14 protein-coding genes are annotated in these 13,215 nt (G+C 53.7%); 8 read left to right on the plus strand and 6 right to left on the minus strand.

Annotated features, from left to right (window positions below; genetic code table 11):
• From LBQ97_00105 to LBQ97_00115, 3 genes are all read left to right on the plus strand, one after another.
• The coding region (locus LBQ97_00105; protein MDR1831125.1) for a hypothetical protein at positions 1-213 on the plus strand (213 nt) is incomplete at its 5' end.
• A complete protein-coding gene (locus tag LBQ97_00110) occupies positions 210-1,007 on the plus strand; it encodes an HAD family hydrolase (GenBank protein ID MDR1831126.1) in 798 nt (265 codons plus the stop codon). The genes LBQ97_00105 and LBQ97_00110, both read left to right, overlap by 4 nt.
• A 5-nt stretch (positions 1,008-1,012) precedes the next feature.
• Positions 1,013-1,438: a hypothetical protein gene (locus LBQ97_00115; GenBank protein ID MDR1831127.1), complete on the plus strand. Its 426-nt coding sequence runs from the start codon at positions 1,013-1,015 to the stop codon at positions 1,436-1,438.
• Positions 1,439-1,449: 11 nt separating this feature from the next.
• Here LBQ97_00115 and LBQ97_00120 read toward each other — a convergent pair whose 3' ends face one another.
• The 5 genes from LBQ97_00120 to LBQ97_00140 all read right to left on the minus strand — a co-directional run bounded on the left by LBQ97_00120 (position 1,450) and on the right by LBQ97_00140 (position 6,203).
• Positions 1,450-2,409 (minus strand): ABC transporter permease, encoded by a 960-nt coding sequence (locus tag LBQ97_00120; GenBank protein MDR1831128.1) that lies wholly within the window; start codon positions 2,407-2,409, stop codon positions 1,450-1,452.
• Positions 2,396-3,901 carry a sugar ABC transporter ATP-binding protein gene (locus LBQ97_00125; GenBank protein MDR1831129.1) on the minus strand — a complete coding sequence of 502 codons (1,506 nt, stop codon included), beginning with the start codon at positions 3,899-3,901 and terminating at the stop codon, positions 2,396-2,398. The genes LBQ97_00120 and LBQ97_00125 overlap by 14 nt, the downstream gene beginning before the upstream one ends.
• Before the next feature lie 82 nt (positions 3,902-3,983).
• Positions 3,984-4,967 (minus strand): substrate-binding domain-containing protein, encoded by a 984-nt coding sequence (locus tag LBQ97_00130; GenBank protein ID MDR1831130.1) that lies wholly within the window; start codon positions 4,965-4,967, stop codon positions 3,984-3,986.
• A 156-nt stretch (positions 4,968-5,123) separates the two neighbouring features.
• Positions 5,124-5,798 carry a hypothetical protein gene (locus tag LBQ97_00135; GenBank protein MDR1831131.1) on the minus strand — a complete coding sequence of 225 codons (675 nt, stop codon included), beginning with the start codon at positions 5,796-5,798 and terminating at the stop codon, positions 5,124-5,126.
• 39 nt (positions 5,799-5,837) lie between these two features.
• A complete protein-coding gene (locus LBQ97_00140) occupies positions 5,838-6,203 on the minus strand; it encodes an adhesion protein FadA (GenBank protein MDR1831132.1) in 366 nt (121 codons plus the stop codon).
• A gap of 382 nt (positions 6,204-6,585) precedes the next feature.
• Between LBQ97_00140 and LBQ97_00145 the strand changes: the two genes are divergently transcribed.
• Together LBQ97_00145 and LBQ97_00150 are read left to right on the plus strand one after the other, a co-directional pair.
• The gene (locus LBQ97_00145; protein MDR1831133.1) at positions 6,586-7,293 is read left to right on the plus strand and encodes a MipA/OmpV family protein; all 708 of its coding nucleotides are present in this window, start codon (positions 6,586-6,588) and stop codon (positions 7,291-7,293) included.
• 37 nt (positions 7,294-7,330) lie between these two features.
• Positions 7,331-7,939: an epoxyqueuosine reductase QueH gene (locus LBQ97_00150; protein ID MDR1831134.1), complete on the plus strand. Its 609-nt coding sequence runs from the start codon at positions 7,331-7,333 to the stop codon at positions 7,937-7,939.
• On the opposite strand, the gene LBQ97_00155 is transcribed toward LBQ97_00150, so the two are convergent.
• A complete protein-coding gene (locus LBQ97_00155) occupies positions 7,850-9,055 on the minus strand; it encodes an MFS transporter (protein ID MDR1831135.1) in 1,206 nt (401 codons plus the stop codon). The genes LBQ97_00150 and LBQ97_00155 overlap by 90 nt on opposite strands.
• A 114-nt stretch (positions 9,056-9,169) precedes the next feature.
• Between LBQ97_00155 and fumC the strand changes: the two genes are divergently transcribed.
• From fumC to LBQ97_00170, 3 genes are all read left to right on the plus strand, one after another.
• Positions 9,170-10,534: a class II fumarate hydratase gene (fumC, locus tag LBQ97_00160; protein MDR1831136.1), complete on the plus strand. Its 1,365-nt coding sequence runs from the start codon at positions 9,170-9,172 to the stop codon at positions 10,532-10,534.
• A gap of 65 nt (positions 10,535-10,599) precedes the next feature.
• Positions 10,600-11,781: an NAD-dependent malic enzyme gene (locus LBQ97_00165; protein MDR1831137.1), complete on the plus strand. Its 1,182-nt coding sequence runs from the start codon at positions 10,600-10,602 to the stop codon at positions 11,779-11,781.
• Between the two features lie 95 nt (positions 11,782-11,876).
• Positions 11,877-13,079, plus strand: coding sequence for an NADP-dependent malic enzyme (locus LBQ97_00170; GenBank protein ID MDR1831138.1), 1,203 nt, complete (start codon positions 11,877-11,879; stop codon positions 13,077-13,079).
• The last annotated feature ends 136 nt before the right edge of the window (positions 13,080-13,215 follow it).

The following is a 13,215-nucleotide window of genomic DNA, read 5'->3' on the forward strand; positions in this document are numbered from 1 at the left end:
GCCCATCCCTGTGTCCTCACGGGAAATACGCTGATCCTCGAAGCGAATCATGAGGATTTTCATGTCCGGGAGACCGAAAGCGTACCGGCCCGGGATGATAATCTGCCGATAGATGAGAAGACCGTGGAAAAGCTTTTTGAGAGGCATAACGCGCGCAAGGCCCTGGGATGGTGGCAGGTAATGCGCGGAGATGATATAGGGAGCGCCCCATGATCAAACTTGTCGCAAGCGACCTCGACGGCACCTTGCTGAACGAGGCGTCGGAACTCACGCCCGCCACAAAATCCACCATCGCCGCCCTCAAGCGCCGCGGGATCCATTTCGCCATCGCTTCCGGCAGAAGCCGGGTTTCGGCGATAAAATTTCAAGAGGAATTGGGCGTCCCCATGTACTTGATCTGCAACAACGGCGCCAATATCTATGACGAAAGCGGCGCGGCCATTTATCTCGCCCCCATGTCCCCGCGGATCGTGGGCCTCGTCACAAGATTCCTGAGCGCCCGGGGCGTCAACTACAACGGCTTTGACGACAAAAATCTCTATATCGAAAGCCGGGCCCGGGGGGCCATCGTTTCCCTCGAAAAGGCGTATTTTGATTTGCGGGCCATCGACGAGCTGGCCGAATTTCCGGCCATGACAAAACTCCTCGCCAAAGGGGAGGAGCACGAAATCCGGAAGGCCAAGGAGGAGCTAACGCGGGAAGCCTTCGCCGGGGAACTCGACATCACGATTTCCCATCCGCGCTGCCTCGACGTCGTGGACCGCAAGGCCACCAAGGAAAATGGGATCCGCCTGATCGCCGAAAACCTGGGGATCGCCATGTCGGAAGTCATGGCCTTCGGAGACGCCGATAACGATCTCGGCATGCTGCTGGCCGCGGGGCATCCGGTAGCCATGGGAGGCTCCATGCTCCATCAATGCGGCCGCTTTGAGCATATCGCCGCGTCCCACCGGGAAGACGGCGTCGCGCGCTATTTACGGGAGTTTTTTCAACTTGAGGAGCGGTGAGCGCTATGTACAAAAAACTGATTGCGGGCCTGATCCGGGCAATCCTCGTGACTGTGCCGGCCTTCGGCCTCAACGCGGCCCAATGCTGGTTTGAGATGATTGAATACAAAGCGTACCATTCGGCTTTTTTTACGGCCTACGGCGTGGATGTCTTCTACGCCGCGCTTTTGACGCTTGCGGCCGTGCCCGTGGTTTTCGCCGCGGGCTGGAAACTGCCCCCTTTTCTCAAACTGCCCCTACTCACCCTCGTTTTTCTCGTGACGGCGCTCTGGGCCAACTGCTTTATTTTTGAGGCCCGGGTGACTCCCGTGGCTTCCTTTACCCCGAAGGAAATCCTCGCCTATGTGCTCCTCTATCACCAGGCTTACGCGGTCCTGGCGACCTTTTTGTACTACGGACTGCTGCGTCTGATCTACCGCTTTCTCCCTTGATATTATTTTCGCTAATCTTTCTTGCGCTGGAAAATCACGGCCAGAATAATGATCACGCCTTTGACAAGACCCGTCAGGAAAGGCGGAATTCTTGCCGCGATCAAAATCCCCTCGATCATTTGCAGCATGATGATCCCCAAAAATGTGCCGATCAGCTTGCCGCGGCCGCCCGACATGGATGTACCGCCTATGGCGACGGCGGCGATGGCGTCCATTTCAAAGGCCGAGCCCACATTGGCGGCCGTGATGGACGTGAGGCGGGAAGCCAGCAGAAAAGACGACAGGCCGGTCAAGAAACCCGTTATCACAAAGCACAGGGTCTTCACATTGACGACGTTGACGCCGGTCAGAAAAGTCGCGGTCTCGTTGGAGCCCACGGCATAGACGTAACGGCCGAATTTGCTGTATTTGACAAAAAGGACCATGAAGGCCGTGACGGCCACAAAGATCAAGGCGAGATTGGGGATTCCCAAAATTTTCCCCGCCGCGATCATTCGGAAACTCATGACGATACTCATATCGATATTGAAGGGACCGCCTTGCCCCAGTTGCACGATGATCGAGCGAAAAGCGCTCATGGTCGCAAGCGTCACGATAAAGGGGGCGATTTTCCCGCGATTGGTCAAAAGGCCGTTGACGGCCCCAAGAAGCGTCCCGAAGGCGAGACAAAACAACAGCGTCAATGAGGCGCTGGCGCTTTTGTTGAGGACTACGACCCCCGTCCCCGCCACAAGCGCCGTCATGGAGCCAACCGATAGATCGATCTGTCCCGAGATGATGACCAGAGCCATACCGAGGGCGATGATTCCCTTGATGGATGCCTGCAATACCAGCGTCGAGAGATTTGCCCAGGACAGAAAGGAATGGTTGATGAAGGTCGCGATGACGACCAGCACCAGAAAGGAAAACACGAAGGTATATTCCTTGTAAAATTTTTTCAAACTGAATTTACCCCGTTCAGACGGATTCATGCCGCACCTCCAGATTTGCCCCGGCGGCGTACCCCATTATCCCCATATCGCTGAATTCCGAACGATCGAGGGAAGCCGCAATCCGGCCCCGGTACATGACGATACAGCGGTCGGCCGCCTTGTAGATTTCCGGGAATTCCTGGGTGAAGAGAATGATGCCTTTGCCTTCCCGGGCCAGTCGGGCGATGATTTTATAGACTTCGAACTTGGCGCCCACGTCGACGCCTTGGGTAGGGTTATCGAGAATAATGACGTCGGAGGCGAGCTCCAGACAGCGGGCGATAATGACTTTCTGCTGATTGCCCCCGGAAAGGGACGTTATGGGATCGGCCTCGCTTTCGACCTTTATGGACATGCTCTCTTTACGTTTGTGAAAAGCCTCGCGTTCCGTTTCGTCATGGACGAGGAAGCTCTTGGCGTCGGCCACGAATTTTGAGATCGAAAAGTTGTTCAATATCGTCATATCCTTGATGATCGAGCGTTCCTTGCGGTTTCTCTGGACCATGGAAACGCCGGAACGGAGCGTGTCTTTGACGCTTTTGTAGGAAAGCCGGCGGCCTTTGAGCAAAACTTCGCCCGAATCGATGGGACAAACGCCGTAGAGGGCTTCGGCCAGATGGTCCCTGCCGTCGCCGTGAAGGCCCGTTATGGCCACGATTTCCCCGCGGCTGACCGAGAAGGAGACATCGGAAAATTTGCCGGCGGCCGAGATGGACTTGACCTCCAGCAGGATATCTTCGGGTACGGATTCCTTTCGGATGACTTCGTCGTGGATGCTTTTCCCCACAAGAAGCTCCGTGGCCCGCCTTTCGTCGATGTCGGCGAAGCGCCCGCTCTCGATGAAAGCGCCGTCCCTAAGGACCGTATAGCGGTCGCAGATCGCGAAAAGCTCGGGCATCTTGTGGGAAATATAGATCATCGCGATATTTTTCTCTCTGAGCGTCCGCATGATCGAAAAGAGGAGATCGATCTCGCGGTTGGTGAGGGCCGTCGTGGGTTCGTCCATGATGATCAGCTTCGCTTCAAAAAGAAGGGCCTTTGCGATCTCCAGCAGCTGTTTGCGGGACGTCTCCAGGTCTTTAACGTCCATATCGGCGTCAATATCGAGCTTGAGCTCAGAGAGGACTTCACGGGTCCGCCGCGTCATTTCCTTTCTGTCGATGATACCGAAGGCGTTGGTCAGCTCCTCGCCCAGAAAGAGATTTTCCCGGACCGTCAGATCGTTGACGAGGTTCAGCTCCTGATGAATAAAGCGGATCCCGTGTTCACGGGCTTTTTTATTGCTGAGCTTTTCGGGCTTTTCACCGTCAAACCAAATTTCGCCCTCGTCGGCGGGATAGACCCCCGCGAGGACGTTCATCAACGTCGACTTGCCGGCGCCGTTTTCCCCCAAAAGGCCGTGGATCTCGCCGGCCTCCACGTCAAGAGAGACGTTTTTGACCGCCGCTACGGGCCCGAAACGCTTCGTGATGTTTTTCATTTGCAGCAACATTTGTGTCCCCCTATTATAAAAATGAATTGATTTTTTGTAGAGACGCACGGCAGTGCGTCTCTACAGCAGGGGTATCGTAAATTTAATCTTCGTAGCGCAATTTGTATTCTTCGGAATTCATATATTCTTTGTAATTTTTGGCGTCAACTTCTGTCGTCGGAAGCAGAACGAGGCCGTCATATTTTTTGCCGTTGAGGATTTCGCCGCCGATCTTGACTGCGTCTCTGACCATGACCGGGGAGAAGGAATAAGTCATGAGATCAATCTTTCCCTTGTAGGCTTCGAGGGCCGCGAAGAAGTCCTTATTGGCCTGAACGCCGCTGATCAGCTTGATGTTGATCTTTTTGTTGCCGTCGTAGGCGGCGATGGCGTCAAGGAGACCCAGCACCACTTCGTCGTCATGGGTGAAGATGCCGCGGATGCTCTCGACGTCTTCCTTCTTGCCGTTGATCAGGAAGGATTCCATCTGTTCCCGGGCCTTTTGCCGCTGCCAGTCTGTGGAGAAGGCCTGGAAGAACACGAGGTTCTTGTCGGCGGTCTTGAGGAAACCGTCGGTCCGCTGTTGCGGCACCGTGGAATTGTCCCCCTTGAATTCGAGCAGGTTTACTTTGCCTTTTTTCAATTCCTCCGCGAAATAGGCGCTGAAGTAGGCCCCCGCTTTTTCGCCGATCGTAAAGTTGTCGCCCATGACCTCGACCGTGGGTTTGAAGTTTTCGATGAGTCTGTCATAGATCACGAGGGGGATTTTCGCCTCGGTGATCTTCATGGCTGCCGATCTCAGCTCGTTTCCGTTCAGAGGCCACAGGACGATAGCGTCCACTTTGGAGTTCAGAAGCGTGTCGATCTGATTGTTCTGCTCGGAGGATTCGTTGGCGGTCAGGAATTGATAGTCGAAATTCATCTGCTTGGAAAAAGTCTCGGCGCCTTTCTGGGCGGCCTTGATGCTTTCGCCTGTGAAGCCGTGGGTCGCCGCGGGCATGACGATACCCAGCTTCTTTTTGCCGCTGGCAAAGGCCAGGGCGCTTACCAAAAGGATGCCTGCACATAAAGTCAATACTCTTTTCATCATTTACCTCCTGAAAAAATAGGGATTTGGATGTTGCCTTATGGAATGCGTAGGGCGCTTATGTTCTTCCTTCGCTTACTTTATATAGCCCATAAAAGTCAAAATGTCAAGCGCAAAAAAAGACCGCCTTTAAAGACGGCCTTTTCTGTCAGCTGATCAGTTCTTTTTTTCTTCCGTGGTTTCCGCAGGTTTTGTCTCTGTTGTGGCAGGAGGCGTAGCCGCGTTGCTTTCCTGCGGGGCGGCGGATGTTTCCGCTGCCGGCGCAGCTGTTCCGGCGCCATCGGTACCCGTAGAGGCAGGTACTTCGGTTGCCTGGGGCACATATTTTTTCAGGATATCGTTGAGATTGTACTTGGCAATCAGCCCATTGATGAGATTGACTTTTTCGGCGCCGACTTTCTGCTGAATGAGCGCCTGTTTCAACTGGGGCATTACGACTTCGGGATCCGAATTCTCCAGCTTGTCTTTGTTGCTCTCGTAGACCTTCAGGACTTCGACGTCAAGACCCGATACGTTAATCGTTTTTTGCGCTTCCTTGTCCAGATAAAACTCGATTTCGAGGTTTTCCTTGGCGGAATCCAGTACCTTGATCTCCTCAGGCGTAAAGGGATTCGCTTTCATTTCGCTCAAAATGGCCTTCCGGACCAAAATTTGCGCCACCGCGTTGCTGTTGCCGTTGGCGATTTTGAGTTCGTCTTCGGTCAGGGCAATCTCGACGGGTTTGGCGGGAGTTGCCGCCGCTGTCGCCGTGGACTTGCCGGCAGATCCGACGTCGCAAGCTGCCAACAGGGTAAGTGCGCCAATCAAAACCAATAACTTCTTTACTTGCATAACGCTAGCCTCCTAAACAGTTGGAAATGATGACAAGATTTATTTTGTAGTGAGATTCTTGATCAGTACGTCCTGCTTTCTCATTTCCCCTTCCAGTTCTTTTCTCAGACTGGTATAACGATCCTTCAAGAGTTTGTATTCCGGTTTGAAAAACTTGTAGTCCTTGAATTTCTCAATCTGCGCTTCACGTTTCTGAATCTGCGCGAGAATGGATTTCTGACCGCGAAGTCTTTCCTGGGCGGATACCGCCTCCTGCCTTCTTGCCTCCAGCATGGCCTGTTCCTGTTGCTGCAAAGCCTGCAGAGACGCCTCCAATTCGTTAATTCTTTCCCTCGATGCCTCGGCCGCCGGCAATGCCAGTGAAAAAGCAGCCAATACTACGCTTACCAATAAAAACTTTTTCATGCAAAACCATCTCCTTCAAAAAATTTTTAAATCATTTTTGAGTGAAATATTTCTAATTCGGAATTTGATATAAATCTTTGCACACTTTCGAATTAGAATAGAACACAACAACCCCGAGAAAGATTCTCTCCCCTTAGATTACCAAATTATGGCGCAAAAGTCAATAGTTTTTTTCGCGGAAAAGCGGTAATTTTGCTTGTAATTTGCCCGATGATGTGTTATAATATATGAAACAGGGCAAAGGCGCGCTTCAATAACCAGCGAAATCATGGGTTATTGACTGCGGAACTGCCCATTACATGGCGAATCGAACAGAATGAACGGGGTGGAACCAATGAACACAAGAAAAAGCGGTTTTTATTTACTTACGGTATTATTTTTTGTGCTATACGGATTTTGTTACGCGGAAAACAAATTGTCGGTCGGGGTAGGCGCCCGGGCCGCCAATCTCAATGACTTTTACCGGGGCAACGCCATGGTGGCGCCGGTCCCGCTGGTCAACGCGAGGCTTGACAACTTCTTTATCGACGATCATTTCAATATCGGCGTGGATCTCTTTGATCTCGACGCCTTTACCTTTTCCCTCTTCGTGAACCCGCTGGACGGCATGAAGGTCAAGGGGAAAAATATGGATCCGGGATACAAGACCATCGAAGACAGGAATTATCAGGTGTCGGCAGGCGTTATCGTGGGCTACGACCTGAATTTCTACAATACGCGGGCCCTTGTTTCCGTGAGCGGAAGCAAACAGGGCGCCAAGGGCAACGTCAAGATGTTGAAGCCCTTTACGGTCACGGACCGCTTCTATCTCGTGCCCTCGATCGCGGGAAACGTGTATTCCAAGGATTACGCGGACTATTACTGGGGCGTGGACGCCAATGAGTTGGGCGGCAAAATCGGCGGGACCTATACGCCCGACACGGTCTATTCGGCCCAGCTGGAGTTGGCTGCCGAATATTACCTGACCGAGAAACTTACGCTTCTGGCTTTTATGTCGGTGGAGAGATTCTCCTCAGACGTCGAGAAATCCCCGATTATCGACAGCAACACGCTGATGATGATGGGCGCGGGTTTCAAATTCCAATTCTGACCTCATGCAAAAAACGACGATAGACTACAATCGCTTAATGGAAGCGTGTATAGAAAAAACGAAGGCTTTTGAGAAAAAGCCTTCTTTGTTGTTGCATGTCTGCTGCGCGCCTTGCGCCACGGCCGTGCTCGAGTGTCTGGCGCCGCATTTTGCGCTGACGCTTTTTTTCTACAACCCCAATATTACGGGGTCCGCCGAATATGAAAAACGGAAGGCGGAGCTTATTCGCTATATCCGGGAAAAATTCGCTCAAACGGAAATCCTCGACGGGCCCTATGAACCGGAGCGGGACTTTTTCCCACGGGTAAAAGGCCTGGAAAGCGAGCCCGAAGGCGGCGCCCGCTGCGGGCTTTGTTATGAGCTCCGGCTCCGGGAGACCGTCAAGCGCGCAAAGGCCGACGGCTTTGATTACTTCGGAACCGTCCTCAGCATAAGCCCCCGCAAAAACGCGGCGAAGATCAATAAAATCGGCGCTGCCCTTTCCGAAGCCGCGGGCGTCCAATGGCTCCCCGCGGACTTCAAGAAAAAAGACCGCTACCTCCAAAGTATCCGGCTCTCAAAGGCCGCGGGACTCTACCGGCAGGACTTTTGCGGCTGCGTGTTCTCGCTTCAGCAAAAGCCCGTAGGAGACAAGGGCCAGGCTTAAAAGCGCCGCCGCGAAATAGAAGGCGTAGCGATAAGCGCCCATGCGGTGGACAAAAATCGAAGTCAGGATGGGTCCGATCATAGCCGAAAGCGTATACCCGCTGAAAAAGATCGACCAATTGCGCCCCACGCGCCCGTTGCCGAACTGCTCGGCAACGATCTTCGGAAAAAGGCACATGGCCGCGCCGAAGGAAAAGCAGATCAGGCAGAAGGAAAGCAGAAACTGCCCGATACCGCGGCAGAAGATCAGATTGATCTGGCTCGCCAAAAGGGCCCAGAGCGTTACGCCCACAAGGCGGAGCGTCCGGATCCGGTCCGAGAGAAAGCCCATAATCATGCGCCCGAGAAAGCTCACCACCGAAAGGAGCATCACGAGCATGGCGCCCTGGGCCGAGGTGAGACCCACGAGGGACTGGCCCATATTGGAAGCGTGTCCCGACATGATGAGGCCAGAGCAGGCGCAGGCAAAGAAGATAAACCAGAGAAGAAAAAATTTCGTCAGGTCCATGGGCGCGCTGTCGGAGGCGCTTATAGCCCCCGGCGCTTCCTCGCCGGCGTCGGGCCAGCGGTAGAATACGGCGGCCACAAGCGTCATGACCGCGAAGCCCGCGCCGATATCGGTAAACGCCGTAAAGACGCTCCGGGTCTCGATGAGTCGGTTCCCCACGGGGGAGACGATCATCTGGGCAAGTCCCCCGACGCCGGTCACGATCCCCAGGGCCATGCCCTTGCGGTCCGCGAACCATTGTCCGATGGAAGCGATCACGACATTGTAGAGAATGCCGTTTCCGAGACCGCCGACAACGCCAAAGAAGAAATAAAACAAGAGCCTGTTCCGCGTAAAGCCCGCGAGGATCCAACCGAAGCTCCAGGTAAGAGCGCCTGCCCACATAAAGGCCCGGGTCGTGCGCCGGGTCTGGAATTTACCGGAAATAAAGCTCCCGATCCAGACCACAAGGGTCTGTATGGAATAAGCGAGAGAGACTTCGGGGAGCGTCCAGCCCGTGGCGGCAACCAGGGGCAGGTTGAAGATGCTCCAGACATAGACGGCGGCCGTGGTCATATTGACCGCCGACAGCAGAACAAGGACAAACCATTTGTAACGATTGTTTTTCATGACGCCTCACTTGAAAAAAATTCAGCCAACATGTACAATATATAGGAAAGCGGGATTTTTGTCAAGCGAAGAAGAAAATTGAACGCGGAAAAATTTGATCACGGAGGAGGAAGCATGAAATACCGTATAGAAAAAGATTCCATGGGCGAGGTGCGGGTGCCCGAAGACGTGCTCTGGGGGCCGCAAACCCAGCGGAGTTTTGAAAATTTCCAAATCGGGAGCGAAAAAATGCCCATGGAGCTGATCCGGGCCTTCGCGCTTTTGAAAAAGGCTGTGGCAATGGCCAATCGCGACAGGGGCAAACTGGACCGAGTGAAATGCAGGCTGATCACGTCTGTCTGCGACGAAATCTTGGCGGGAAAACTGGACGATCAGTTTCCGCTTTCGGTCTGGCAGACAGGCTCCGGCACCCAGAGCAACATGAACGTCAACGAAGTCATCGCCAACCGCGGCAACGAATTGGCGGGCGAAAAGCTGCTCCATCCCAACGACGACGCCAACATGTCCCAGAGCAGCAACGATTCCTTTCCGACGGCCATGCATCTGGCCGCCGTGACCGCAATCCGGGAAAAATTGTTTCCGGCGCTGGACGCGCTGGTCGCAAGCTTCGCGCGTCTTGAAGACGAAAACCGGGGGATTGTCAAGACCGGCAGAACCCACTTGCAAGACGCCGTGCCGGTGGCTTTTTCACAGGAAATCAGCGGCTGGCGCTGCATGCTTCAGAAAAGTCGCGGAATGATCGAAGGAAGCCTTACGGGCCTCTGTGAGCTGGCTCTCGGGGGGACCGCCGTGGGAACGGGACTGAACGCCCCTCCGGGCTTCGCGGAAGCGGCCGTGGGGATTCTCGCAGACTTGAGCGGGTTTCCCTTCAAGCCGGCGGAAAATAAATTTTACGCGCTGACGGCCAAAGATCAGTTCGTTTACGCCCACGGGGCCTTGAAGGGGCTCGCGGCCGATCTCATGAAGATCGCAAACGACATCCGCTGGCTGGCCTCGGGCCCCCGCTGCGGATTGGGCGAGATAACGCTTCCCGAAAACGAACCGGGCAGCTCCATTATGCCGGGAAAAGTCAATCCGACCCAATGCGAGGCCCTGACCATGGTGGCGGTCCAGGTCATGGCCAATGACACGGCCGTGGGGATCGCGGCGTCCCAGGGGAATTTTGAACTCAATGTCTACATGCCGCTCTGCGTACACAATTTTCTCCAGAGCGTGAGACTATTGGCCGACGCCATGGTTTCCTTCGAGAAGAACTGCGTCGCGGGCATAAAGGCCAATCGGCCGAAGATGGCCGAAAATCTCGCCAAATCACTGATGACCGTGACGGCGCTTAATCCTTTGATCGGGTATGATAAAGCGGCACAGACCGCCAAACTCGCCTACGCCGAAAATATCTCGCTGCGGGAGGCCTGCCTGCGCCTGGGTTTTCTCGACGGGGAAAAATTTGACGCTGTCTTTCATCCCGAAGATATGGTATAATTTAACGGAAAAGTGTTTTGCAAAAGAAGGCGTAATCGCTGTATATATAATCATTAGGAGGAACCATGAGCAAAAGTATTTATGAAGAATCACTGGAATTGCACAAAGAAAAACACGGAAAAATTTCCGTGGTATCGAAGATCAAGGTCGAAAACCTGCATGATCTCTCGAAGGCCTATTCGCCGGGCGTGGCCCAGCCCTGCCTCGAGATAGAAAAAAATCCCGCCGAAATTTACCGCTATACGGCCAAGGGCAATATGGTTGCCGTGGTTACCGACGGAACGGCGGTATTGGGCCTCGGAGACATCGGCCCCGAGGCGGCCCTTCCGGTCATGGAGGGAAAATGTATCCTTTTCAAGGAATTCGGCGATGTGGACGCCTTTCCGATCTGTATTAAATCCAAAGATCCCGAAGAAATCATTCGGACCGTCAAGCTGATCACGCCTTCCTTTGGCGGCGTCAATCTTGAGGATATCTCCGCTCCGAGGTGTATCGAAATCGAGCGAAGACTCAAGGAAGAACTGGACATTCCGGTATTTCATGACGATCAACACGGGACATCGGTCGTGGTGGCGGCGGGACTCATCAACGCCTTTCAGCTGCTGGGGAAGAAATTTGAAGACGTAAAAGTCGTCGTGAACGGCGCGGGCGCGGCGGGGAGCTCCATCGTAAAAATGATGCTTTCCCTCGGCGTAACGAATATCCTGGCCCTCGACAGCAAAGGAATCATTCGTAAGAGCAATTACGAACGCTATGATTTTTCCAAGCGGGAAATCTGCCAAATGACTAATCCCGAAGACCTTGACGGGAAACTGGCCGAGGCCATCGTCGGCGCCGACGTCTTTATCGGCGTATCCGTGGCCAATGTGCTGACAAAGGATATGGTCCGGACCATGAAGCGCGATCCCATCATCTTCGCGCTGGCAAACCCGACGCCCGAAATCGACCCCGCAGAGGCCAAAGAAGCGGGCGCTCGGATTATCGGGACCGGCCGCTCCGATTATCCCAACCAGATCAATAACGTTCTCGTTTTCCCGGGACTCTTTAAGGGGGCGCTCCGGGCCAGAGCGAAAAAAATCACCGAATCCATGAAACTTGCCGCGGCCAGAGGACTTGCGGCTTTGATCCCGACTTCCGAACTAAGGGATGACTATGTGATCCCCGGGGCCTTTGACAAACGGGTCGCCGAGGCTGTGGCCGCCGAAGTCGAAAAAGTCGCCAAAGCCGAAGGCGTTTGCAGGGCGTAAAAAATTCCATTGACAAAGCCGCGAAAAGTGTTATACTAAATGTAATTTTTATAACGCCAAGCGTTAAATCCTAGAGGGAAGTGATGACAATGACAGTGAAAGATCTGTACGCGATTTCTCTGGAAGCTCATGAAAAAGCCAAAGGAAAGTTTTCCGTGGAACCCAAGGTCGAGGTCAACAATATCGATGACCTTTCGATTTATTATTCGCCCGGAGTCGCAGAACCCTGCAGGAAGATCGCTGAAAATGTCAATAACGCCTACAAATATACGGCCAAGGGGAATATGCTCGCCATCATTACCGACGGCTCGGCGGTCCTGGGCCTCGGCGATATCGGGCCCGAGGCCGGGATTCCCGTCCTTGAAGGTAAGAGCATGCTGTTTAAAAAGCTCGCGGGCATAGACGCCATGCCCATTGCCCTAGGAACCAAAGACACGGAGCAGATTATTCAGACCATCAAAAATATCTCGCCCTCCTTCGGCGCCATCGACCTCGAGGATATCGGCGCGCCGCGCTGTATCGAGATCGAGACCCGACTCAAGAAGGAACTCGATATCCCGGTATTTCATGACGACCAGCACGGGGCATCCATCGCGGCTACTGCCGGCATGATTAACGCCTTCAAGCTCGTCGGGAAAAAATTTTCCGACGTCAAGGCCGTGGTCTGCGGGGCCGGCGCGGCCGGCAGTTCCATTATCAAAATGCTGATCGCCATGGGCGTTCATAACATTCTGGCCGTAGATAAAATGGGGATTTTGCGCCGGAGCGACAAAGACTATTATGATTTCAACATGACCTTTCTCGCCGAGGTGACCAATATCGGAGACATCAAAGGGGACCTCGGTACGGCCATCGAAGGGGCCGATATCTTTATCGGCGTCTCGGCGGCCAATATCCTGACGCGGGACATGGTCCGGAGAATGAACCGGGACCCCGTGATCTTCGCCATGGCCAACCCGACGCCGGAGATCATGCCCGCAGACGCCAAAGAAGCCGGCGCCCGGGTTGTGGGCACCGGACGTTCCGATTTTCCCAATCAGATCAACAATATTCTCGTCTTTCCGGGGATCTTCAAAGGCGCGCTTAGCGCACGGGCCCGCAAGATAACGGATTCCATGAAAATGGCGGCCGCTTACGGCATCGCGTCCCTCGTTTCCGAAAGCGAGCTCCGGGAGGACTACGTGGTCCCGGGTCCTCTCGATCCGAGACTGGCCGACACCGTGGCCGACGCCGTAGCCCGGAAGGCCATCGAAGAGGGCGTTTGTCGCCGCGAATTTATCGACAACAAGTATTTTTAACCGATAATTCTTTATTGTTGCTCTTCTCTGTAAAATTCAAAAAAAGTTTTTTCAATAAAAATAATTTTCTTGTTGACGAATTGTAATATTTCTGTATAATATAAGAAGTTTAGGCTTGAATCATAATATTTCTACC

The organism is Fusobacteriaceae bacterium (assembly GCA_031272775.1).
Lineage (GTDB): Bacteria > Fusobacteriota > Fusobacteriia > Fusobacteriales > Fusobacteriaceae > JAISST01.